General features: G+C 23.6%; 21 protein-coding genes and 8 tRNA genes. 5 read left to right on the plus strand and 24 right to left on the minus strand.

The genetic code is table 11. The features are described 5' to 3' along the window. Window positions 1–22 precede the first annotated feature (22 nt). The 9 genes from secE to ileS all read right to left on the minus strand — a co-directional run bounded on the left by secE (window position 23) and on the right by ileS (window position 6,121). Window positions 23–211, minus strand: a complete 189-nt coding sequence (gene secE, locus H0H58_RS02105; RefSeq protein ID WP_238785128.1) for a preprotein translocase subunit SecE — start codon at window positions 209–211, stop codon at window positions 23–25. A 17-nt stretch (window positions 212–228) separates the two neighbouring features. Next, window positions 229–302, minus strand: a tRNA-Trp gene (locus tag H0H58_RS02110). 5 nt (window positions 303–307) lie between these two features. Beyond that, window positions 308–1,501 carry an elongation factor Tu gene (tuf, locus tag H0H58_RS02115; protein ID WP_185864913.1) on the minus strand — a complete coding sequence of 398 codons (1,194 nt, stop codon included), beginning with the start codon at window positions 1,499–1,501 and terminating at the stop codon, window positions 308–310. 16 nt (window positions 1,502–1,517) lie between these two features. Beyond that, window positions 1,518–1,590: transfer RNA gene (locus H0H58_RS02120), tRNA-Thr, on the minus strand. Between the two features lie 10 nt (window positions 1,591–1,600). Next, window positions 1,601–1,673, minus strand: a tRNA-Gly gene (locus H0H58_RS02125). 18 nt (window positions 1,674–1,691) lie between these two features. Further along, window positions 1,692–1,775: transfer RNA gene (locus H0H58_RS02130), tRNA-Tyr, on the minus strand. A gap of 37 nt (window positions 1,776–1,812) precedes the next feature. After that, window positions 1,813–1,885 (minus strand) — tRNA-Thr (locus H0H58_RS02135). A gap of 110 nt (window positions 1,886–1,995) precedes the next feature. Then, window positions 1,996–2,625 (minus strand): lipoprotein signal peptidase, encoded by a 630-nt coding sequence (locus tag H0H58_RS02140; RefSeq protein ID WP_185864914.1) that lies wholly within the window; start codon window positions 2,623–2,625, stop codon window positions 1,996–1,998. Between the two features lie 52 nt (window positions 2,626–2,677). After that, the gene (gene ileS / locus H0H58_RS02145) at window positions 2,678–6,121 is read right to left on the minus strand and encodes an isoleucine--tRNA ligase (RefSeq protein WP_185864915.1); all 3,444 of its coding nucleotides are present in this window, start codon (window positions 6,119–6,121) and stop codon (window positions 2,678–2,680) included. 33 nt (window positions 6,122–6,154) lie between these two features. On the opposite strand from ileS, the gene mutS reads away from it, so the two are divergent. The 3 genes from mutS to H0H58_RS02160 all read left to right on the plus strand — a co-directional run bounded on the left by mutS (window position 6,155) and on the right by H0H58_RS02160 (window position 8,930). After that, window positions 6,155–8,707: a DNA mismatch repair protein MutS gene (gene mutS, locus H0H58_RS02150; RefSeq protein ID WP_185864916.1), complete on the plus strand. Its 2,553-nt coding sequence runs from the start codon at window positions 6,155–6,157 to the stop codon at window positions 8,705–8,707. 53 nt (window positions 8,708–8,760) lie between these two features. Continuing rightward, window positions 8,761–8,833 (plus strand) — tRNA-Gly (locus H0H58_RS02155). 12 nt (window positions 8,834–8,845) lie between these two features. Then, window positions 8,846–8,930, plus strand: a tRNA-Leu gene (locus tag H0H58_RS02160). A gap of 9 nt (window positions 8,931–8,939) precedes the next feature. Here the strand turns inward: H0H58_RS02160 and guaB are convergent. Further along, on the minus strand, window positions 8,940–10,400 hold the full coding sequence (gene guaB / locus H0H58_RS02165; protein ID WP_185864917.1) for an IMP dehydrogenase: 1,461 nt from the start codon (window positions 10,398–10,400) through the stop codon (window positions 8,940–8,942). A 197-nt stretch (window positions 10,401–10,597) separates the two neighbouring features. On the opposite strand from guaB, the gene H0H58_RS02170 reads away from it, so the two are divergent. Continuing rightward, a complete protein-coding gene (locus tag H0H58_RS02170; protein WP_185864918.1) occupies window positions 10,598–10,888 on the plus strand; it encodes a hypothetical protein in 291 nt (96 codons plus the stop codon). Between the two features lie 66 nt (window positions 10,889–10,954). Here the strand turns inward: H0H58_RS02170 and rplS are convergent, their stop codons facing one another. Genes rplS through H0H58_RS02210 form a run of 8 tightly spaced genes read right to left on the minus strand, consistent with a single transcriptional unit; the run spans window position 10,955 to window position 19,941 of the window. Then, window positions 10,955–11,299 (minus strand): 50S ribosomal protein L19, encoded by a 345-nt coding sequence (gene rplS, locus H0H58_RS02175; protein ID WP_185864919.1) that lies wholly within the window; start codon window positions 11,297–11,299, stop codon window positions 10,955–10,957. 4 nt (window positions 11,300–11,303) lie between these two features. Further along, window positions 11,304–12,698 (minus strand): phosphoglucosamine mutase, encoded by a 1,395-nt coding sequence (glmM, locus tag H0H58_RS02180; RefSeq protein ID WP_185864920.1) that lies wholly within the window; start codon window positions 12,696–12,698, stop codon window positions 11,304–11,306. Window positions 12,699–12,756: 58 nt separating this feature from the next. Continuing rightward, window positions 12,757–14,262, minus strand: a complete 1,506-nt coding sequence (gene dnaB, locus H0H58_RS02185; protein WP_185864921.1) for a replicative DNA helicase — start codon at window positions 14,260–14,262, stop codon at window positions 12,757–12,759. Window positions 14,263–14,292: 30 nt separating this feature from the next. Next, entirely contained in the window at window positions 14,293–15,249 is a 957-nt protein-coding gene (locus H0H58_RS02190; protein WP_185864922.1) for an acetyl-CoA carboxylase carboxyltransferase subunit alpha, read from the minus strand. Between the two features lie 28 nt (window positions 15,250–15,277). Then, a complete protein-coding gene (locus tag H0H58_RS02195) occupies window positions 15,278–16,033 on the minus strand; it encodes a succinate dehydrogenase/fumarate reductase iron-sulfur subunit (RefSeq protein ID WP_185864923.1) in 756 nt (251 codons plus the stop codon). A 17-nt stretch (window positions 16,034–16,050) separates the two neighbouring features. Further along, the gene (locus H0H58_RS02200) at window positions 16,051–18,093 is read right to left on the minus strand and encodes a fumarate reductase/succinate dehydrogenase flavoprotein subunit (protein ID WP_185864924.1); all 2,043 of its coding nucleotides are present in this window, start codon (window positions 18,091–18,093) and stop codon (window positions 16,051–16,053) included. 28 nt (window positions 18,094–18,121) lie between these two features. After that, entirely contained in the window at window positions 18,122–18,766 is a 645-nt protein-coding gene (locus H0H58_RS02205) for a succinate dehydrogenase cytochrome b subunit (RefSeq protein WP_185864925.1), read from the minus strand. A gap of 8 nt (window positions 18,767–18,774) precedes the next feature. After that, window positions 18,775–19,941, minus strand: coding sequence for a cysteine desulfurase family protein (locus H0H58_RS02210; RefSeq protein WP_185864926.1), 1,167 nt, complete (start codon window positions 19,939–19,941; stop codon window positions 18,775–18,777). Window positions 19,942–20,156: 215 nt separating this feature from the next. Between H0H58_RS02210 and lpdA the strand changes: the two genes are divergently transcribed. Then, the gene (lpdA, locus tag H0H58_RS02215; protein ID WP_185864927.1) at window positions 20,157–21,584 is read left to right on the plus strand and encodes a dihydrolipoyl dehydrogenase; all 1,428 of its coding nucleotides are present in this window, start codon (window positions 20,157–20,159) and stop codon (window positions 21,582–21,584) included. A gap of 44 nt (window positions 21,585–21,628) precedes the next feature. On the opposite strand, the gene ung is transcribed toward lpdA, so the two are convergent. The 6 genes from ung to H0H58_RS02245 form a co-directional block, all read right to left on the minus strand. Continuing rightward, complete coding sequence (gene ung, locus H0H58_RS02220) at window positions 21,629–22,312, minus strand: uracil-DNA glycosylase (protein WP_185864928.1); 684 nt, start codon at window positions 22,310–22,312, stop codon at window positions 21,629–21,631. Then, window positions 22,305–22,643, minus strand: coding sequence for a 4Fe-4S dicluster domain-containing protein (locus tag H0H58_RS02225; RefSeq protein WP_185864929.1), 339 nt, complete (start codon window positions 22,641–22,643; stop codon window positions 22,305–22,307). Before H0H58_RS02225 ends, ung begins: the two co-directional genes overlap by 8 nt. A 3-nt stretch (window positions 22,644–22,646) precedes the next feature. Next, window positions 22,647–23,675, minus strand: coding sequence for a bifunctional diaminohydroxyphosphoribosylaminopyrimidine deaminase/5-amino-6-(5-phosphoribosylamino)uracil reductase RibD (gene ribD, locus H0H58_RS02230; protein ID WP_185864930.1), 1,029 nt, complete (start codon window positions 23,673–23,675; stop codon window positions 22,647–22,649). Window positions 23,676–23,694: 19 nt separating this feature from the next. Then, window positions 23,695–24,465, minus strand: coding sequence for a shikimate dehydrogenase family protein (locus H0H58_RS02235; protein WP_185864931.1), 771 nt, complete (start codon window positions 24,463–24,465; stop codon window positions 23,695–23,697). Continuing rightward, complete coding sequence (gene rpsU, locus H0H58_RS02240; protein WP_185864932.1) at window positions 24,455–24,652, minus strand: 30S ribosomal protein S21; 198 nt, start codon at window positions 24,650–24,652, stop codon at window positions 24,455–24,457. The genes H0H58_RS02235 and rpsU overlap by 11 nt, the downstream gene beginning before the upstream one ends. A 39-nt stretch (window positions 24,653–24,691) precedes the next feature. Further along, window positions 24,692–24,766, minus strand: a tRNA-Val gene (locus tag H0H58_RS02245). Window positions 24,767–24,778 lie beyond the last annotated feature (12 nt).

Below are 24,778 nucleotides of genomic sequence, written 5' to 3' on the forward strand. Positions count from 1 at the left end.
ATATTTTTTAATATTAATATTTTCATATAGAAAAAATTTTCTTGATTAAAAAAATAAAAATGTTGTCTACACTATATAAAAATATTGATAAAAATATAGAAAAAAAAAATACTAGTATTGTTAAATATTTTAAATCTCTCCATTTAGGCCAAGAAATATTATGAAAAAATTCACTATAAATCTCTAAGAAAAAATTATTTTTTTTAATCATTTTGTTAATTTAAAAAACACGGATGGTAAGAATCGAACTTACGACCTTCGGTTTTGGAGACCGATGCTCTACCTTACTGAGCTACATCCGTAAAAATTATTTATTTTTTATAATATCAGTTACTTGACCAGCACCAACAGTTTTTCCACCTTCTCTAATTGCAAATCTTAATTGATCATTTAAAGCTACTGGTTGATGTAATTTAACATGCATGGAAACATTATCACCTGGCATTACCATTTCTACACCTTTTGGTAAATAAATTTCTCCTGTAACATCTGTAGTTCTTAAATAAAATTGAGGTCTATATTTATTATGAAATGGTGTATGTCGACCACCTTCTTCTTTTGTAAGAATATAGACTTCAGCTTTAAATTCTTTATAAGATTCTAATTTTCCAGGGGTTCCAATTACCATTCCTCTTCGAATATCTTTTTTTTCTATCCCACGCAATAAAAGTCCTACATTATCTCCAGCTTGTCCTCTATCTAATATTTTTCGAAACATTTCAACTCCAGTTATTGTAGAAGATAATTTTTTATCTCCCATTCCAATTATATCTACAATATCTCCAGTATTAATTATCCCACTTTCTATTCTACCAGTGGCTACAGTGCCTCTTCCAGTTATTGTGAAAACATCTTCTATAGGCATTAAAAATGGTTTATCCATAGCTCTAACCGGATCAGGAATATATTCGTCCAATACATTCATAAGATCTTGAATTTTTTCAATCCATTTTTTTTCACCATTCAAAGCACCTAATGCTGATCCTTTAACTACAGGAATTCCATCACCATCATATTCATATTTGGTTAGCAATTCTCTGATTTCCATTTCTACCAACTCTAATAATTCATTATCATCTACTTGATCAACTTTATTTATAAAGACTACTATTTTTGGAACTCCAACTTGACGAGCTAATAAAATATGTTCTCTGGTTTGAGGCATAGGACCATCCGTAGCAGCAACAACCAAAATAGCTCCATCCATTTGCGCTGCTCCTGTAATCATATTTTTTACATAATCTGCGTGTCCGGGACAGTCTACATGTGCATAATGTCTTTTTATAGTTTCATATTCTACATGAGAAGTATTAATGGTAATACCTCTTGCTTTTTCTTCTGGAGCATTATCAATAGCATCAAATGTTTTTTCTTCAGCTAATCCTTCCTTTGATAAAACTTTCGTGATAGCAGCGGTTAATGTAGTTTTACCATGATCTACATGACCTGTAGTACCTATATTTAAGTGTGGTTTATCTCTTTTAAATTTTTCTTTTGCCATTATAAATTTATTCAAAAGCCAACGGCGGGATTTGAACCCGTGACCTCTTCCTTACCAAGGAAGTGCTCTACCAACTGAGCTACATTGGCCGACAAATAGAGCGGAAGACGGGGGTCGAACCCGCGACATTCAACTTGGAAGGCTGATGCTCTACCAACTGAGCTACTTCCGCATAAATAATTTTGTTTTGTGGGGAGAGCAGGATTCGAACCTGCGAAGGCAATGCCAACAGATTTACAGTCTGTCCTCGTTAACCAAACTTGAGTATCTCCCCAGAGAGTGTAATTAATTCATTAAAAAATTCCTTAATAAGCCGGTGGAGGGGATCGAACCCACGACCCCGAGATTACAAATCACGTGCTCTACCAACTGAGCTACACCGGCTAGAAAAAATTATAAAGATTTTCATTATGAAAATCTTTAATACGCAAATCTATAGAGATTTTTATAATTCTCAAAAAAAATAAATAATCATGTAAGAAAAAATTAATTGCTTAATATTGATTGATTTTATTTCTAAAAAAAAATAGAAGAATAATTCCAATAAATATAAAAATATCTGATAAATTAAAAATAGGTTGAAAAAATTGAAAATTAAATTCACTAACAATAGGGATCCATTTTGGAAATGAAAAATTTATTAATGGAAAATAAAACATATCAACAATACATCCTTCCATAAAATGAGAATATCCTTTTTTAAAGGAAAAATCTATAGTGGATATCCCCGAATAAAAAATCCAATTATGAAATTTTTTATTATAAACAGTACCGCTATTAAATAATAAACCATATAAAGCGTTATCCAAAAAATTACTTATAGAACCAGATAAAATAAAATCTATTGGAATAATTATATAATTAGTAACATTTTTTCTTATGTTATTGATATGAAAAATTGAAATTATTATAATTAAAATTACTTTAATAATGCTTAATATTATCTTTCCATAAGATTTATTAATAAAAAAACCATAAGCTATTCCAGGATTTTCTATAAAATTTATTCTAAAAAATGAAAATATATAGAATTCATCCCCTAATCTAAAATGAGTTTTTACATAAATTTTAAGAAGTTGATCCAATACAATAATTGGTAAAATTATAAAAAAACTTCTTTTCAAGTATCTTATTTTTTTCTAAATTAATTTCTAGATTTAGAATAAAATTTTTATTCTATTTTAAATATATAAACAATTGTTTACTTCCAATATAAATTTTTATTCCATTTTCCATATTAGAAAATATAACTTTTTTAGATAAAGTTTCTGTACAAATAATTTTTATATTTTTAGTTAAAATAGATTTTATTTCTTTATCAGAATTAATATAAATATTTATTTTTTCTGTTATTTTATAATTTAATTTTTTTCTTAAATTTTGTATATTTCTAATTATATCTCTTATAAATCCTTCTTCTCTTAAAGATTTTGTTATCTCTAAATCTAGAGCTACTGTTAAATTTTGACTAAATGAAACATCCCAATTTTTGATATATTCTGTAGTAATATTTACATCTTCTAATAAAATTTTTACATATTTTTTTTTAGATAAAAAAATAATTAATTCTCCATTTTTTTCAATTTTTTTTATTTCTTCTTGTGTAAAATTTTTAATACAATCAGAAATTTTTCTAGTTTCTTTTCCAAATTTTGGTCCTAAAAATTTATAATTAGGTTTAATATGCTTGATTAATTCTAAATTTTTATAAGAATTAGGAAATTGAATATGTTTTATGTTAGACTCTTTTTTAACTATACTAGACATTTTAATTAAAGCCTTTCTTTCTTCTTCTTTTTTAGAAAAAATAAGTATCCTTTTTAAGGGCTGACGGATTTTAATATTATTTTTTTTTCTAATAGAAAATACCATAGCAACAATTTTTTGCACTAAAGACATGGTAAATTCAAGATTTAGATCAATTAAATTTCTATTACAAATAGGAAAATTACTCAAATGAACACTTTTAAATTTTTCTTTTTTAGTTATAGAATTTAGATTTAAATAAATTCTTTCTGAAAAAAATGGAATAATTGGAGATACTATTTTTGTGATGGTAATTAAACAAGTATAAAGTATTTGGTAGGCAGAAATTTTACTATTAGTATATTTTTCTTTCCAGAATCTTTTTCTACAAAGTCTAATATACCAATTACTTAATTGAGTTAATAAAAAATTTGTAATAAGTCTAGCAACTTTAGTTGAATTGTAATTTTTATAATATTCATCAGTTTTTAAAATAACATTATTTAACTTTGAAAGAATCCAAAAATCTAATTTTGTATAAAATTTTTTATCATCTACTTCTTTATATAAAAAATTATCAATATTAGCATATTGAACAAAAAAAGAATAAATATTATAAAATGTTCCAAAAAATTTTTTTATAATATTATGAATTCCATCTACATCAAATTTTATATTTTCCCAAGGTTCAGAATTATATATAATATACCAACGTATAGCGTCAGGACCATAATTATCAATTAAATAAATAGGATCTATAGTATTTCCTTTACTTTTAGACATTTTATGTCCATTTTTATCCAAAATAAGTCCAGTAGATATTACATTTTTATATGCAATAGATTTAAAAATAGCACTACTTATAATATGTAAAGTAGAAAACCATCCTCTCGTTTGATCTACACCTTCTGAAATAAAATCAGATGGAAAAAATACATTTTCATCAATTAAACTTCTATTTTCAAAAGGATAATGAAATTGAGCATATGGCATGACTCCAGAATCAAACCATACATCAACTAAATAATTCTCTCTTATCATTTTCTTTCCTTTGGAAGAAACTAATATAATTTTATCTAAAATATGTTTGTGTAAGTCTATTTTATGATAATTTTCATCACTCATATTATCTAATATAAATCCTTTATTTTTGAGAAAATTTTCTTGCATATATCCATAATCAATAGATTTTTGAATTTCTATAAATAATTCTTTTAAAGATCCTATAACTATTGTTTCACTTCCATTTTTAGTTTTCCAAATAGGTAAAGGTGTTCCCCAATATCTAGTTCTTGATAGATTCCAATTTTTTAAATTTTTTAACCAGGAATTAAATCTATTATTATTTTTAGTATTAGATTCAGAAGAATGCCATTGAATTCCACGATTCAAAAAAATAATTTTATTCTTAATTTTTTCACTGTTGATAAACCATGAATGTAATGGATAATAGATTATTGGTTTTTCTGTTCTCCAACAATGAGGATAAAAATGGATATGCTTTTCTGATTTAAATATTTTATTTTCTTTTTCTAAAATTGAAATTATTTTTTGATCTACTGAAATATCAAATTTTTTATTATGATTAGGATCAAAATCATTTTTTATATATCTACCCCCTAAATCATAAGGAAAATCGTCTAAAAATTTTCCTTGTAAATCTACTAATGGAGCTAAAACGTTATTTTCTTTTAAAATTAATATTGGAGGAATATCATTTTTTTTAGCAACTATAAAATCTTCTATTCCAAAAGTCGGTGATATATGAACAATTCCAGTACCATATTCTGTATTTATAAAATTACTTTCGATAATTCTAAATGCTTTTTCTATCTTTTTAAAAGGAGAAAACCAAGCAAATAATTGTTCATATTTACTATTAATTAATTTTTTACCTTTAAATTTACAAATTATCAGATAAGGAATTTTTTTGAATTTTTTATTAGAAAAATCTATTTTTAAATCATTTTCATTAAAAACAGGATAATAATTCCTTGATAATAAAACTTTATGAATCAATTTTTCAGAAAAAATAATATTTTCTTTTTTATTATTTAAATAATTAAAAGTTTTTACTAAAATATAATTTATATCTAATCCAATAGCTAAAGCAGTATTAGATGGCAATGTCCATGGAGTTGTAGTCCAAGATAAAAAATAAATATCACCTGATATTTTTTTAAAAATATTAGATAAAGATTTTTTTATTGATTTAAATTTAACAATAGGTGAGATTTGTTCTACTTTTTTATATGCTCCTGGCATATTTAATTCATGATAACTTAATGGAGTTCCAGCAGAAGGCGAATATGGTTGAACAGTATATCCTTCATAAAGGAAATTTTTTTTATATAATTCTTTAATTACCCACCATGTACTTTCAATATATTTCGAATTAGAAGTAATAAAATAATCATTTAAATCAATCCAATATCCTATTTTTTTTGTAAAAATTTTCCATTTTTTTAATGAATCATAAACAAAATTTTCACAAATTTTATTATATTCACGTATACTAATTTCTTTTCCTATATTGTTTTTATTTATTCCTAGTTTTTTTTCTACATTTAATTCTACTGGTAATCCATGCGCATCCCATCCTGATTTTCTAAATACTTTTTTTCCTTTTAAAAAATTATATCTGCAAAAAATATCCTTAATAGTTCTAGATAATATATGATGAATTCCCGGATATCCATTTAATGACGGCGGACCATCATATAATATATAAAAAGAACTATTTTTATCATTACAACTTTTTAAAAAATCTTCTTGAATTTTTTGAAATATTTTATAATCATTCCAATATTTATCTATCTCAATAAAAAATTTAACTAAATCCAGTTCTTTATACTCAGTAAATTTTTTTAGCATGAAAAAATTTTATTTAATATTTATTACTAAAAAATGAATTTAAAAGAATTAAATAATAAAAAAGAAGAAACCCCATTAATTAAACAATATAATAATATAAAAAAAAAATATCCTAATTCTATTTTATTATTCCAAGTTGGTGATTTTTATGAAACTTTTGGGAAAGATGCCATTATGTGCTCTAAAATACTAAATATTGTTTTAACAAGAAGATCAAAAAAAATTACTCATTTAGCTGGATTTCCTTGCCATTCGTTAAATAATTATCTTTCAAAACTAATTAAATCAGGAGTAAGAATAGCTATTTGTAATCAATTAGAAGAACCAATCAAAGGTAAAAACATTGTAAAAAGAGGTGTAGTAGAACTAATTACTCCGGGAGTAATATTAAATGAAAATATTCTTAAGAATAAAAAAAATAATTTTTTAGCATCTATTCACATAGATAAAAAAAAATTTGGGTTAAGTTTATTAGATATTTCCACAGGAGATTTTTTTATTATAGAAGATAAAGAAAATTATTTATTACAATATATTAATCATTTTCAACCTAATGAAATAATTTTTCAAAAAAGTAAAAAAGATTATTTTAATAATTTATTAAAAAATAATAAATATCCAATCTTCTTAATAGAAGATTGGATATTTAATTTCCAAAATTCTTATGAAAAATTAATTTTTCATTTTAAAACAAATTCTTTAAAAGGATTTGGAATTGAACATATGAAATTAGGAATAGTATCTTCCGGAGTTATATTGTTTTATGTAACTAATAATCAATATTATAAAATTGATCATATTTCAAATATACGTATAATAAATAGAAAAAAGTTCATGTGGATTGATGATTATACATTTAATAATTTAGAAATATTTCAATCTATAAATAAAAATGGAACATCTTTAATAAAAGTATTAGATAACACTATTACTTCTATGGGAGGAAGATTATTAAAAAATTGGTTATTATTTCCGTTAATTGATATCGATATTATAAATAAAAGAATTCAAATAGTTAAAGAACTATATCTTAATAATTCTTTAAGAAATTTTATAGAAAAAAAACTAAAAGGAATTTATGATCTAGAAAGAATTATATCAAGAATGGTAGTAGGAAAAACTAATCCAAAAGAAACATTAATCTTAAATAAATCTATTTTTCATATAGAAGAAATAAAAAAAAAAATAATTATTCAAAAAAAAAAATCAATTCAAATTATAGGAGAATATTTAGAATGTTTTAATTGTATTCATGTTTATAAAGAAATAAAAAAAACTATAATAGAAGATGCATTACCATATCAAATGGATAAAGAAATTGGAAAAACAATAAAAGAAGGTGTTTCTCAAATACTGGATAAAACTAGAAAATTATATTTAAATCAAAAAGAATTTTTAGAAAAAATTATTGATAAAGAAAAAACAAAAACAAAAATAAAAAATATTAAAATAAATTTTAATAATGCATTTGGATATTCTTTTGAAATAAAAAAAAAAGATAAAAAAAATGTTCCAAATTATTGGATACAAAAACAAATATTAGCAAATATAATAAGATATACCACTCAAGATCTAAAAAATTATGAATTAAATATTCTAAATATAGAAAAAAAAATAGTTTTTCTAGAAAAAGAATTATTCAATAAATTAATCAAGAATATCCTAAAAGATTTAAAAAATCTACAAAATATTTCAAAAATAATAGCCGAACTAGATGTATTATGTTCATTTTCATCTAATGCATTAAAAAATAATTATTCAGAACCAAAAATTAATGATTCTTATAATTTATTGATTAAAAATGGTAGACATCCAGTAATAGAAAAAAATTTTCTAGATAAAAATTCATATATTCCAAATAATATTTTTCTTGATAAAAAAACACAACAAATTATTATTATAACAGGACCTAATATGTCAGGAAAATCTGCAGTCTTACGTCAAACTGCTATTATTGTACTAATGTCACAAATTGGTAGCTATATTCCTGCTGAATATGCAGAAATAGGAATAATAGATAAAATATTTAGCAGAATCGGAGCAACTGATAATATTTCAATTGGGGAATCAACTTTTATGGTAGAAATGAATGAAACTGCCAATATATTAAATAACTTTACAAAAAGAAGTTTAATTATTTTAGATGAAATAGGAAGAGGAACTAGTACTAATGAGGGAGTAGCGTTAGCTAAATCAATTATAGAATTTCTACACGAAGATAAACTAATGCCATTTACTTTATTTGCTACTCATTATCATGAATTAAATCAAATTTATTTAAATTTTTATAGAGTTAAAAATTATCATATATCTGTAAAAAAAATTAATAACAATATTATTTTTATAAGAAAATTATTACCTGGAACTAGTAAATCCAGTATGGGAATTCATGTAGCAAAAATATCAGGAATTCCTATAAAAATTATTAATAGAGCAAATAATATTTTAAAAAATATAGAAAATGATAAAAAAAATTATTTAAACGAGATAATAAAAGAAATAAAAAATATAAAATTATTATCATATAATAAAAAATTAATTATTATTGAAAAAATAAAAAATTTATTAAAAAATTATAATTATTGAATATATAATAATATATAAAGTATTTTTTATATATATTAGTGATTATATAAATAGCGAGAATAGCTCAGTTGGTAGAGTACAACCTTGCCAAGGTTGGGGTCACGGGTTCAAACCCCGTTTCTCGCTTATTTTAGATGCATCCGGGTGGTGGAATTGGTATACACACAGGACTTAAAATCCTGTGATCATTATGATCATACGGGTTCGACTCCCGTCCCGGGTATTTTTGTAATTATTTTATAAAATAATTAGGTGCTTCCTTAATTATATTTACACTATGTGGATGATTTTCTTTTATTCCTGAATTAGTTATTTTTACAAATTTTGCTTTATTCATTAGATCTGTAATATTAGAAACACCACAATATCCCATACCTGAACGTAATCCACCGCAAATTTGATAAATAATATCTTTCATTTTTCCCTTATAAGGAACTATTGCTTCTATTCCTTCTGGAACTAATTTATCATTTAGTTGAAAATATCTATCTTTACTTCCTCTATTCATAGCTATTAATGAACCCATACCTACATAAGTTTTAAATTTTCTACCATGAGATATTACTTCTTCTCCAGGAGCTTCATCTGCACCTGCAAATAAACTCCCTATCATTACTGAACTTGCTCCAAATGCTAAAGCTTTTACTACATCTCCTGAATATCTAATTCCTCCATCAGAAACTACATTAACATTTCTTGTTTTAGAATATTCATAAACATCATTTATAGCAGTAATTTGAGGCATTCCTACCCCAGCTATAACTCTAGTAGTGCATATTGATCCAGATCCAATTCCAACTTTTAAAATAGATGAACCAGCATCTATTAAATCTTTAGCACCTTTTTTGGTAACCACATTTCCTACTAATAACGGAATTCTTGGAAAAGAATGACGAATTAATTTTATAATATTAATAATTCTAGAAGAATGACCATGAGCAGAATCAATAGTTATAATATCTACTTTTACTTTCATTAATGACTCCACCCTATCTAAAGTTTTATTATCTATTCCTACTGCTGCACCTACTCTAAGACATCCTTTAGAATCTTTACAAGCATTAGGATATTTAATAATATTATCAATATCTTTAATTGTTATTAATCCCTCTAATTTATTAGAATCATCTACAATTGGTAATTTTTCTATTCTTTCCTTTAATAAAATATTTTTTGCATTCTCTATTGTTATATTTTTTGTTGATTTTATTAAATTATCTTTTGTCATTACTTCTTCTACTAAAGAATCTAAATCAATTCTATATTTAATATCTCTTCTAGTAATTATACCTACTAAATATCTATTTTTTTCTATAACCGGTAATCCGGATATACTATATTTTTTCATTAAAAATTGAGCTTTTTTTAATGTAGAATTTCTAGAAAGAGTAATAGGATTATCTATTATTCCACTTTCACATCTTTTTACTTTATATACTTCTTTTGTTTGATTTTTTATATTCATATTTTTATGAATAATTCCTATACCACCAGCTCTGGCAAGAGAAATAGCCAAAGAAGATTCAGTTACAGTATCCATTGCTGCACTCATTATTGGAATATTTAAGATAATATCATTAGTTAAAGATGTTTTTAAAGAAACTTCTGAAGGTAATACTGAAGAATATGATGGAATAAGTAAAACATCATCAAAAGTTAATGCTTCTTTTATAATTTTGTCGTTTAAAGACATAATATTTTATATTTTATTAAATAATTACATTGAATAAAAGAAAAATAAATATATAATATTCTAATATCTAGAATTAGGTAAATAAAAATTAAAATGAAATCATAATTTTTATAAAAAAAAGCCATAGATAAATATATATTTTTTCATTTAAAATTTTTATATAAATTTGTTCTGAATGTCTAAAATTTGAAATATTTATGATGAAAAAATTAAGAATTGCTGTTACAACAATGTTGTTAGCAACATTATTACTTGCCGTTGGTTGCAATAATAAAAATAAAAGTAGTGATAATAACACTAATGAAAGTGATACAGAAGAAGATAGACCAATTAATAATGAAAATGAAAGTCCTACAGATTCAACATCTTCATCATCTTCTGATGATACTTCATCCAATGATCATGATGGAACTTCAAAAAATAATGAAGAAAATGATTCTTCTAATAAAGATAGTACAACACCATCTGAAAATAACGAAACAAAGTAATAAGTAACAGTAAAATAAAATAAAAAAAAGCAAGAAAAGGATAATTTCCACCTTTTTTTGCTTTTATTAACTTTTAATTTTAGCTTTTTTTCCTTTTAAAAATCTTAAATAATATATTCTAGATCTTCTCACTTTTCCAGTTTTATTAATTTCTATTTTTTTTATATTAGGCTGATTTAACATAAATATCCGTTCTATACCAATTCCTAAACTTATTTTTCGTATGGTAAATGTCTTTGTTAAACCAATCCCTTGTTTTTTTATTACAATTCCTCTAAAAGATTGAATTCTTTTTTTTTCTCCTTCTATAATTTCAAAAAATACTGTTATTGTGTATCCTGAATGAAATTTTGGAAATTTATTTTTTACAATAAATTTTTTTTCTACATATTTGATTATATTTTGCGTCATAATGTTAATATTTTTTATTTTTTATTTCATTTAGAACTTCTTTAACTAAATCATTAGCTCTCTTTTTTGACAAAGGACTTTCCGTATATATTCTTATAATATTTTCAGTATTAGAATTTCTTATATGTATCCATTCATCATTTAATAAATGAATTTTTATTCCATCTCTAAAATCCATTTTTTGATTTTTATATTTACTCTTTATTTTTTTTAAAATTTCTGAATAATTATAATTCGGTGATAATTGAATTCTTTTTTTAGACATAAAAAAAATAGGATATTTTTTTTTTAATTTAGATAAAGAAATATTTTTCATACTAGATAAATTAGTTAAGAATAAAGCAATTGCAACTAATGCATCTCTTCCATAACGGATTTTTGGATAAATTATTCCACCATTTCCTTCACCTCCAATAATTGCATTTACACTTTTCATTTTTTTTACAACATTTACTTCTCCTACTGAAGTAGTAAAAAATGAAATCCCTTTTTTTATACAAATTTTTTTCAAAACATGGGAAGAAGATAATGTAGTAACTACTGGACCAGATTCGTTTTTTAATATAAAATCTGCAATAGATATTAAGGTATATTCTTCTCCAAAAAATTCTCCGTTTTCACAAACGAATACTACTCTATCTACATCTGGATCTACAGATATACCTAAATCAGCTTTTAATTCTGGAACTTTTTTACAAATTAATTTTAAATTTTTTTTTATTGGTTCTGGATCATGTGCAAAATCACCATTAGGATTGCAATTCATCTTAACAACATTAATTCCTAAACTTTTTAATAAAATAGGAACTGCTATACCACCAGTAGAATTTATTCCATCAACTACTATTTTTAAATTACATTTTTTTATAAAATTTTTATTAATGATCGGTAAAGATAATATTTTATCTATATGATTTTGAATATAATTTTTTTTTTGATAAAAATGTCCTAACTTTTTGTAAGTTGCAAAACGAAAATTTTTTTTATCTACAATTTTAGATAATTCTATAAATTCATTTTCAGATAAAAATTCTCCCATAGAATTAAATAATTTTATTCCATTCCAATTCTTTGGATTATGACTGGCAGTTATCATAATACCTCCATCTGCTTTTTCATTAATTATAGATATACCTACGGTTGGAGTTGTGGATAATCCAATGCTCATGATGTTCCCACCTAAACTTCGAATGGTTATTATTACTAATTTTTGAAATAATTTTGATGTTAAACGACCATCTCTTCCTATTACTAATAAATAATTTTTTTTTTTATTTTTCTTTTTTATCCAATAAAAATATCCAGAAGAAAAATTTATTATTTCCATAGGAGAAAAACTATTATCAATTTTTCCACCTATAGTTCCTCTAATCCCAGATAAAGATTTTATAATTGTCAAATAATAACAGATTTTTTATAATACAAAAATACAGAATAATATTTTTAATCAATTAAAATTATTCATTTTCTTCATCAAGAAAAATAGATGAAAATAATGTATTATTATCTCCGTTTTTATTAATTTTATTATTTAATCTATTATTTTCATAATCAATTACATTTTTTTTATAATCTTCTTCCCAATCTAAAGGAACCGGGTTAGTTTCTTTAAAATTTTCAAATCTTGATTGATCAGCTATAAATTGCAATCTGAATTTATTTAAACTTCCATTTCTATGTTTAGATATAATTACTTCTGCTTGTCCATTACACGATTCATTATGATAATCACTATCCCATATTTTGAATCCATAATATTCTGGTCTATAAATAAATATTACAATATCAGCATCTTGTTCAATGGCTCCAGATTCTCGTAAATCTGATAATAAAGGTCTTTTATTTCCACCTCTATTTTCTACTGCTCTAGATAACTGAGATAATACAATAATAGGAATATCCAATTCTTTAGCTATTGATTTTAAATTTCTAGAAATTATGGATATTTCTTGTTCTCTATTTTGTGATCTATAAGTATGATGATTTCTCATTAATTGCATATAATCAATTAATATTAATTTTACTTTCTTTTTAGAAATTAGATTTCTACATTTTGCACGTAAATCAAATATGGATAAAGATGGGGTGTCATTTATATATAAAGGAGATCTTTTTATTTTTTCAGATTTTTCTATTAAACATTCCCAATCGGATCTTGATAAATTTGCTTTTCTAATTTTTTCCGAAGATATTTTAGTTTCTGATGAAATTAATTTCGTAATTAATTGTACTGGAGACATTTCCAAAGAAAATATAGCTATAGGAATATTCTTTTTTAAAGAAATATTAGCCACCATAGATAACATAAAAGTGGTTTTTCCCATTCCTGGTCTAGATGCAATTACAATTAAATCAGAATTCTGCCAACCAGAAGTAATACTATCTAACTTATGAAAACCAGATGGAACACCACTTAATCCTTTATTTTTAGTTGTTCTAATTTTTTCAATAACTCTATTTACTAAATCTTCGGTAGATTCATATTTTTTTTTCATTAGATATTTTTGATTTATTTCGAAAATTTTATTTTCTGCATAATTTAATAAATCAAAAATATCCGTATTATGTTCATAACATTTTTTTATAAGATCAGAAGATATTTTAATTAATTCTCTTAATAAAAATTTTTGCAAAACAATTTTACCGTGATATTCTATATGAGCTGAAGAAATAACTTTTTGTGTTAATTCTATTAAATATAATTCACCGCCTATCAAATCTAATTTTCCTTCTTTACGTAATTCATTAGATACAGTATATAAATCTATTGGATTAGAATTATTATACAAATTACGTATAGCAGTATATATATATTGATGCTCTTTTTTATAAAAAATTTCAGGAAAAATTATACTAATAACTTCATCTAATCCTTTTTTATCGATCATAATCGATCCAATTATAAATTCTTCTATATCAACTGCTTGAGGTGGTACTTTACCTAAAATTTCATTATTTATCATTTTATAAAATTTTAAAATTATATATTTTTATTAATCGTCAAAAATGCCCATTGAAATATATTTATTTTTTCTTAATCTGATAATAGAATCTATATCAATTTTTGATAATTCTCTATAATATTTCATTATTTTTCTTTTAACTAACTTAAAAGTTTTTTTAGGATGAAAATGAGCCCCTCCCAAGGGTTCTTTTATTATATCATCTATAAAATTAAATTTATGAATTTCGTATGCAGTCAATTTTAATGCTTTCGCAGTTTCTTCTTTTTTTTTCCAATTTCCCCATAATATTGTAGAACAACTTTCGGGTGAAATTACAGAAAACCATGAATTTTCCATCATAGAAACTTTATCTCCTATTCCTATCCCTAATGCTCCACCACTAGCACCTTCACCAATAATTAAAACTATAACAGGAACTTTTAAACACATCATTTCATAAATATTTTTTCCAATTGCCTCACCTTGACCTCTTTCTTCAGCTTCCAATCCTGGAAATGCTCCTGGAGTATCAATAAATGTAATAATTGGTTTTCTAAATTTTTCCGCTAATTTCATTAAACGTAAGGCTTTTCTATACCCTTCTGGATTTGGCATTCCAAATCTTCTATATTTTCTATCTTTAATATTTCTTCCTTTTTGAGTTCCTATCATCATAAAAGTAATATCATCTATTATTCCAAATCCACCTATAATTGCTTTATCATCTCCAAAACATCTATCTCCATGTAATTCTATAAACGAATTTTTCTTTGTTATGAATTTTATATAATCTAAAGTGTATGGTCTATTTGGGTGTCTAGATAATTGAACTCTTTGCCACGGCGTTAAATTACTATGTACTTTTTTAATAATCTTTTCTAATTTAGATTGTAATTGTACACAGATATTTTTCATATTTATTCCACTTTTTTTTTCTATAAGAAGACAATTAAAATATTGATCTTGAATATCTTGTATTGGTTTTTCGAAATCTAAATATTCCATAATTAAATATAATTAATTAATTATTTATTCAAATAAGTAACCGTATATATTCTTTATTTAATAAAGAAATATATTCTGTTGATATTCCTTTTGGACATTCTATTTCACAAGCCTTAGTATTGCTACAAGTTCCAAATCCTTCTTCATCCATTTTACTAATCATATTTTTAATTCTTTTATTTTTTTCTAATTTTCCTTGAGGTAATATAGAAAGATGTGCAATTTTTGCTGAAACAAATAACATAGCAGATCCATTTTTACAAGCTGCTACACATGCTCCACAACCAATACAAGTTGCTGCATCAAAAGATTCTTCTGCTTTTTCTTTTGAAATAAGAATATTATTTCCATCTACTGTATTTCCAAAAGTATTTACAGAAATATATCCTCCAGAAATAATAATTCTATCTAAAGAAGAACGATCTACAATAAGATCCCTTATAATAGGAAAAGTTTTTACTCTCCAAGGTTCTATATATATAGTTTCTCCATTTTTAAAATTTCGCATATGTAATTGACAAGTGGTAGTTAATTCATCTGGACCATGAGCTCGTCCATTTATATATAAAGAACACATTCCACAGATTCCTTCTCTACAATCATGATCAAATGATATAGGAAATTCTTTTTTGGAAGAAATAATTTGATTATTTAATATATCTAACATTTCTAAAAATGAACTATTAGGAGATATGTTATAAACTTTATATCTTTTAAAATAGCCTTTTTCTTCGTTATTTTTTTGCCTCCAAATTTTTAAATTAAATTCCAATAAATTTTCCATACTATAATATTGTTATTTTATTTATAAGAACGATCCTCAATTTTAATTGAATCAAATTTCAAATCTTCTTTATGCATAACTTCTTTACTAATTGGTTTATTTTTTATGTATTCCCATACAGAAACATATTGATAATTTGAATCATCACGTAAAGCTTCTCCATCTTTGGTTTGATATTCTTCTCTAAAATGACTTCCGCAAGATTCGTTACGATTCAAAGCATCCATTGCCATTAATTCACCTAATTCTAAAAAATCAGATACACGAATAGCTTTTTCTAATTCAGAATTTAATCCATCTTCTATTTTTCCAGGAATAAAAACATTATTCCAAAATTCATATCTAATTTCTTGTATTCTTTTTATAGATTCTATTAATCCATTATAATTTCTAGTCATTCCAACATATTCCCACATAATTTTTCCTAATTTTTTATGAAAAAAATCTACTGATTTTTCTCCTTTTTTTTGAAAAAGTTTTTTAATTTTATTTTTTACTATTTTTTCTGAATTTAAAAATTCTTTATGTTGTATTATATATTTTATATCATTATTATTAACGTTAACATATTTAGATAAATAATCTGCTATAGTATAGGGAAGAATAAAATAACCATCTGCTAATCCTTGCATAAGAGCAGATGCCCCTAATCTATTAGATCCATGATCTGAAAAATTAGCCTCTCCTATTACAAAACAACCCGGAATAGTTGACATTAAATTATAATCTACCCATATTCCTCCCATTGTGTAATGAACAGCTGGATAAATTTTCATAGGATTTTCATATGGATTATCATTAGTAATTTTTTCATACATATGAAATAAATTACCATATTTGGATTCTATTGTTTTTTTTCCAAATTTTTTTATTTCCAAAGAATCTATATTAGATAATCCAATTTCATTAGCTTTTTCAATCCCATATCTTCTTATAGAAGATTCAAAATCTAAAAAAATTCCTTCTTTAGTATCATTATTTTCTATTCCAAATCCATTATCACAACGTTCTTTAGCTGCTCTAGAAGCTACATCTCTAGGAACTAAATTCCCAAATGATGGATAACGTCTCTCTAAAAAATAATCTCTTTCATCTTCTTTTAAATCAATAGCTTTTTTTTTCCCATTTCTTATAAGAACGCTATCTTTTATTTTATTAGGGACCCATATTCTTCCATCATTTCTTAATGATTCAGACATAAGAGTTAATTTAGACTGATAATCTCCATGTATAGGAATACAAGTAGGATGTATTTGAGTAAAACAAGGATTAGCAAAAAATCCACCTTTTTTATGTACTTGCCATATAGCACTGGCATTTGCACCCATAGCATTAGTAGATAGAAAAAAAACATTTCCATATCCACCAGTAGCTATTACGACTGCATGTGATGAATATTTCTCTATTTCACCAGTAATCAAATTTCTAGCAATTATTCCTCTAGCAAATCCATCTATTACTACTAAATCTAACATTTCATGTCTATTATACAATTTAATTTTTCCTTTTCCAATTTGTCTAGACATTGCTGAATAACAAGCTAATAAAAGTTGTTGTCCAGTTTGTCCTTTGGCATAAAATGTTCTAGAAACTTTAGTCCCTCCAAAAGATCTTGTATCTAGATATCCTGCATAGTCTCTTGCAAAAGGGACCCCCTGAGCAACACATTGATCAATAATATTAGACGATATTTCTGATAAACGATAAACATTAGATTCTCTAGATCTAAAATCTCCACCTTTTATTGTGTCATGAAAAAGTTGAAAAATAGAATCGTTGTCACCTTTATAATTTTTAGATGCATTTATCCCCCCTTGAGCAGCTACTGAATGGGCTCTTCTAGATGAATCTTGATAACAAAATGATTTAACTTTATATCCTAATTCGGATAATGTAGCTGATGCTGCCCCTCCTGCTAATCCAGTTCCAACAACAATAATTTCTATATTTTTTCTATTATTAGGAGCAACCATATTCAACGAATATTTGTGATTTTTCCACTTATCGGATAATTTTCCACTAGGAACTTTTGACGTTAATTTGAATAAATTTTGATTCATATTATATTTATATTAAAAAATTAATTTTTTAATTGAAAAAAAACCAAATAGCAATAATAGAAAATCCAATAGAAATAAACCAAAAATAAAAACAACCAAATTTTTTAATCCAAATAAAATTTTTTTTATTAGCTATACCTAATGAATAAAAAGACGATTGAAATCCGTGATTTAAATGAATTCCTAACATTATAAAAGAAAAAACATATATAAAAGTATAATAAGGATTTTTAAATAATGAAATAACTATTTTATAGTCTGAAATTTTATTAGAAGAATATTTCATGGGAATTGAAAAATTTATTAAATGAAGAATTAAAAAACATAATATTAATATTCCACTAATTATCATTGTTCTACTACTAAACGATGTAATAGGAGTGGATTTATTTAAAGAATATTCTACATCACCTCTAATATTTTTATTTTTTAAAAAAATATTAATTCCTAAAAAAATATGAGTAATAAAACCGATAGCTAAAATATATTCCATTATATGGATAAAAATATTATTCCTCATGAAAAATACTGCTTCATTAAAAGTTTTTTCTCCATAAAAAAGAGATAAATTAATACTTAAATGTAATAGTAAAAAAATCATAAGAAAAACACCAGTAGAAGCCATGATTATTTTTTTACCAATAGAAGATTTAAAAAATATTGAATAAAACATGTTCACTATTAAATAATTTTTGTTACTTTTTGTAGAGATTCTATTAACAAATCTATATCTTTTTTTTTATTAAAAATTCCAAAAGAAACTCTTACTGGCATCATTTTTTTTAACAACGATTTATCTACAATAGATTGAATAACATGAGATATTTCATTATTTGAACTATCACAAGAACTACCTTTAGATATAGAAATTCCCATTAAATCTAATTGAAAATAAAATAAATAATCCACTTTTTTTATAGGATATAAAAAATTTAATATCGAAGGAATACTTTTTTCAAAGTTACTGGATAATCCATTAAAAATTATATCAGGAATAATTTCTTTTAATTTTAAAATACAGTAAGATTTTAATTCTAAAATTTTTTTTATATGATCGGAAAAATTATTAGAAGATAATTCTAAAGCTTTTGATAATCCAGCTATTCCAGATACATTTTCTGTTCCAGGACGAATTCCATATTCTCTACAATTATTTATTAAATAAAATTTTATATTTTTTAATATATTTTCTCTAATAAAAATAAATCCTACACCTTTTGGTCCATAAAATTTATGAGCGCTAGCCGTAACAAAATCAATTTGTAATTGTTTCATATCAATAGGAAAATTACCTATAAATTGAATTGTATCTGAATGAAAATAAGCATTATATTTTTTACATAAAAAAATTACATTATTTAAATCTAATAATAAATTACCAATTTCATTATTAGCATACATTAAACTAACAAGAATTTTCTTAGAAGAACATTTTTTTAAATGTTCTTCTAAATGATTTAAGTCAAGTGTCCCATTACTATCAAAATTAACAAAACTTGTAGATATATTTTGTTTTTTAGATAAAGAATAAATTGTTTGTAAAACTGAAGAATGTTCTAATTTGGAAGTTATAAAATGTTTTACATCTAAATTATTAATAGATAATTGTATTACTAAATTATTTGACTCAGTCCCTCCAGAAGTAAATAAAATTTCATAAGAAGATGAATTAATATTATTAGCTATAATAATCCTAGATTCTTCTATAATAGAACGAACAGATCTTCCATAACTATGTTGTAAAGAAGAAGGATTCCCAAATGTATATTTTAATACATTTGTCATAGTTTTTAATACTTCCTTTCTCAAAGGAGTACTAGAGGCATTATCTAAATATGCACGTCTCATTATTATATTTTATTTTTTTATATACATAAATATAAAGTATAGTATAAAGTATAAAAAAATAAAATTCATATTTCATTAATATTTATATAGAATCTTAATAAATAAATTATATTAAAAATTTTTTATAGTTAACAAATTTTACTTTATAATATTAATTTTTTTTATAAATTCTATTAATTTATGAAATTTAATTTAAATAATTATCATATTATATTATGAATGATTTGTTAAAATACGATTTAGTTATTATTGGATCTGGACCAGGTGGATATGTATCTGCTATTCGATCAAGTCAGTTGGGATTAAAAACTGCAATAATTGAAAAATATTCAAAATTAGGTGGAACATGTTTAAACGTAGGATGTATTCCTTCTAAATGTGTCTTAGATACATCTAAATATATTTATTTAGCCAAAAAAAATTTTTATTCACATGGTATTTTTTTTGAAAAATTACAATTTGATTTAAACAAAATAATTAATAGAAAAAATAATATAATTGAAAATATAAATAACGGTATAAAATATTTAATGAGAAAAAATAAAATAGATATTTATTATGGAATTGGATCTTTTAATACAAAAAATACATTATTAGTTATCGATGATAAATCGATGAAAATAAAACAAACAATAAAATTTAAATATTGTATCATATCAACTGGATCTAAACCTTTCAAATTCCCATATATAAAAAAATTTGAAAATAGGATTTTATCCTCTACAGAAGCATTAAATTTAAAAAATCTTCCAAAGAATTTAATAACAATTGGAGGAGGAATAATTGGATTAGAATTAAGTTCTTTTTTTAGTAGATTAGGAAGTAAAGTTACTATTATTGATAATATGGATAAAATTATACCAAATATGGATTATTCATTAAGTAATGAAATCAAAAAAATATTTGAAAAATCTTCTATAAGAATAGAAACTTCTTTATCCGTTAATAGTGTATTATCCAATAATCCAAAGGAAGTTATTGTTTCAACAATTAATAAAAATAATGGAAAAGAACTATTATTTAAAGGAGATTATTGCTTAATATCCATTGGTAGAATTCCCTATACAGAAGGATTAGGATTGGATAAAATAGGAATAAAAAAAAATGAAAAAGGATTTATAAAGGTTAATCAATCGTTAAAAAGTACAGTTGATAATATATACGCAATTGGAGATGTTATAGGTGGAAAAATGTTAGCACATAAAGCAGAAGAAGAAGGATTATACGTATCTGAATATATATCTGGACATAAACCTAATAAATTAAATTATAATTTGATTCCATCAGTCATATATACATACCCAGAGGTAGCTAGTGTTGGGGATACAGAAGAAAATATAAAGAATAAAAAATTAGAATACAATAAAGGAATTTTTCCTATGAAAGCATTAGGTAGAGCTCATACAACTGGAAATACAGATGGTTTTGTAAAAATTATATCTGATAAAAAAACCGATAAAATACTAGGAATACATATCATTAGTGAGCATGCATCAGATATGATTATGGAAGCAGTAGTTGCTATGGAATTTAGAGCTTCATGTAAAGATATATATAGGATTTGTCATCCACATCCTACTTTTAGTGAATCTTTTAAAGAGGCTTCATTATTAAATTTTGAAAATCGTGCTATACATATTTAAAATTAACTATTTTATTTAATATAAAAATATAAATTTATCACCTATCACCAAATGATAACTGATTTTTTTTTTTCTTTTAAAAATTCATTTACCATTAAAAAATGCTTACATCCAATAAAACCTAAATTAGCAGAAAATGGAGATGGGTGTGTTGTTTTCAAAACAAAATGATTTTTGATATTTTTAATGAAATTTTCTTTATTTTTAGCATATTTTCCCCACAATAAAAAAACGATGTTTTTTTTTCTTATAGATATATTGTATATAATTTGATCTGTAAAAATTTCCCAACCCAAATTTTTATGAGACCCAGGACTACCTTTTCTAACTGTTAATATAGAATTAAGTAATAAAACACCTTGTTTTGCCCAATTTACTAATGATCCACTTTTTGGTAATTGATAATCTTTAAAACAATTTTTAATTTCTCTAAAAATATTTTTCAAAGATGGAGGAAATGGGGTTCCATTTAAAACAGAAAAAGCCAGTCCATCGGCTTGATTATAATTATGATAAGGATCTTGACCTAATAAAACTACTTTTATTTTTTGAAAAGAACAATATTTCATAAAAGAAAAAATATTATTCATTTTTGGAAAACAAGTAAATATTTTATATTCTTTTTTGACAAATTTTATTAAATCTACAAAATATTTTTTATTCGATTGTTCATTAATTAATTGAATCCAATTATATTCAGTTTTATAATTTTTTTCTTTTTTATCCATGTAAAAATTTTTTTTTCTTTAGAAGATCCTCCTTAGTTTCTATATTTTTTAAATCTTTCACACAGCAATTGACAGGACATATTATAACACATTGTGGTTCACTAAAAAAACCAATACATTCTGTACATTTTTCAGAAACAATAAAATAAATATCTTCATTTTTTGGATTTTGTGAAATTGTAGGATCTAAATTAATACTTAATTTTTTATTTGTTAAAGTGGTGCCATCAGCCATTTTCCATTTTTTTCCACCTTCATAAATTGCATTATTAGGACATTCTGGTTCACAGGCTCCACAATTAATACAATTAGTTGTAATTTTTATAGACATAATTTAATAATGTTTTATAATTAATTTATCTATATCATTAATTATTATTTCTTTATAAAAAGATCCATTTATATTAGGCGCTTTTATTCCACTTTTTATAAAAATTTTGGAAATAAAAATTCTACATTCGTCCCATAAATTTTCTTTGATAAAACTTTCTAATATTTTTTTACCACCTTCGATAATTATCGATTGTATTTTTCTATTATATAAATGTTTTAATACATAAAATAACATATCTTTATTAAAATTAATTTTTATATATTCTATATTATTGTTTTTTTTTTTATGTATTTCATTAAATATAATAGTACGTTGACTGTTATCTAATACAAAATAGTTATTAGGAATGTTTAAATTTTTATCTAATAATATTCTAATAGGATTATTTCCATACCATTTTCTTATATTTAATTTAGGATTATCAATTAAAACTGTTCTTTTTCCTATTAAAATACTATCTTCTTCAGCCCTCCATTTATGATTTAATTGTCTTGAAAAAATATTACTAATCCAAATTTTTTTTTTTTCTTGTGATGTTATAAAACCATCATTATTTTGAGCCCATTTTAATATAATAAATGGACGATTTTTTTTATAAAAAGTAAAAAATCGTTTATTTAAAATTTTACATTCATTTTCTAAATAATTATTTATAACTAATATTCCAGACTTTCTTAATTTATCTATTCCTCTACCTTTAACCTTATTATAAGGGTCTTGTACTCCTATTACTACTCTAGGTATATTATTTTTTATGATTAAATCAACACAAGGTGGTGTATTACCAATATGTACACATGGTTCTAACGTAACATAAAGAGTGGATTCTAACAATAAAAAACAATTTTTGATTTTATTAATTGCTATTACTTCTGCATGTGCTTCTCCATATTTATAATGCCAACCTTCTGAAAGAATTCTACCTTTATGTTCAATTACACAACCCACCATGGGGTTAGGTGATACATTACCTAATCCATTTTTAGCTAGTTGAATAGCTCTTTCCATAAAAGATTTTTTAATTTTCATTATTTCAAAAATAATTATTTTATGAATTCCATATTTTCCAAGAATATTCTGCTTGAATATATAACATATCTAATCCATTTTTAATTAGAGCACCTTTTTTTTCACCTTGTTTTAAAAAAAGTGTTTTAGAAGGATTATATATAAGATCATAAAAAATATGATTATTAGATATATATTGATATGGAATTAATGGACAACAATTTATATTAGGATGAGTACCTAAAGGGGTGCAATTAATAATTATTTTATATTCATCTAATATTTCTTTATTAATTTCGTTGTATAATAATACATTATCTTCTATACTATTTCTGGATACAAATTTATGTTTTATATCTAATTTATGTAAAACATATGAAACTGTTTTTGAAGCACCACCAGTTCCTAATATTAATGCTTTTAAATATTTATAATCTTTAATTATTCTAATAAATTTTTCAAAAGATTTTTTGAATCCTAAAATATCTGTATTATATCCTATTTTTTTATTTTTTTCTATGTTAATTACATTTATAGATCCAATTAATCTAGCCTCTTTATCAATTTTATCCAAAAAAGGAAAAATTTTTATTTTATAAGGAATAGTAACGTTACAACCCCTTAAAAAGGGCTTATTTAAGATAGAAATAACGTCTTCTATTTTTGGAATATCAAAAATTATATAATCACAATTTTTGATAAATTCTTTTTTAAATTTTTTTATAAAATATTCTCTTGAAAAAGAATATTGTATATTTCTTCCGATTAATCCAAATATAAATTTATTTTTTATAAATTCATTATTTTTCATCTTTCATTTTCATACGTTCTCTATGTATAGCTCTTAATATTTCGTTTCTTCTATATTCTGATGGTTTGACATATTGTTGTTTATCCCTAATCTCTTTTAAAACATGAGTTTTATCAAATTTTTTTTTACTTTTTTTTAAAGCTTTTTCAATAGATTCACCTTCTCTTAAAGTAGTAATTAATATCATATTTTTAAAATCAAAATAAATAAATAATAATTTATTATATGGACATTATCGGATTTGAACCGACGACCTCTACCATGTCAAAGTAGTGCTCTAAACCTACTGAGCTAAATGTCCAAATTTTACAAC

Origin of the sequence: Blattabacterium cuenoti, assembly GCF_014251775.1 — a bacterium.
GTDB lineage: Bacteria > Bacteroidota > Bacteroidia > Flavobacteriales > Blattabacteriaceae > Blattabacterium > Blattabacterium cuenoti_H.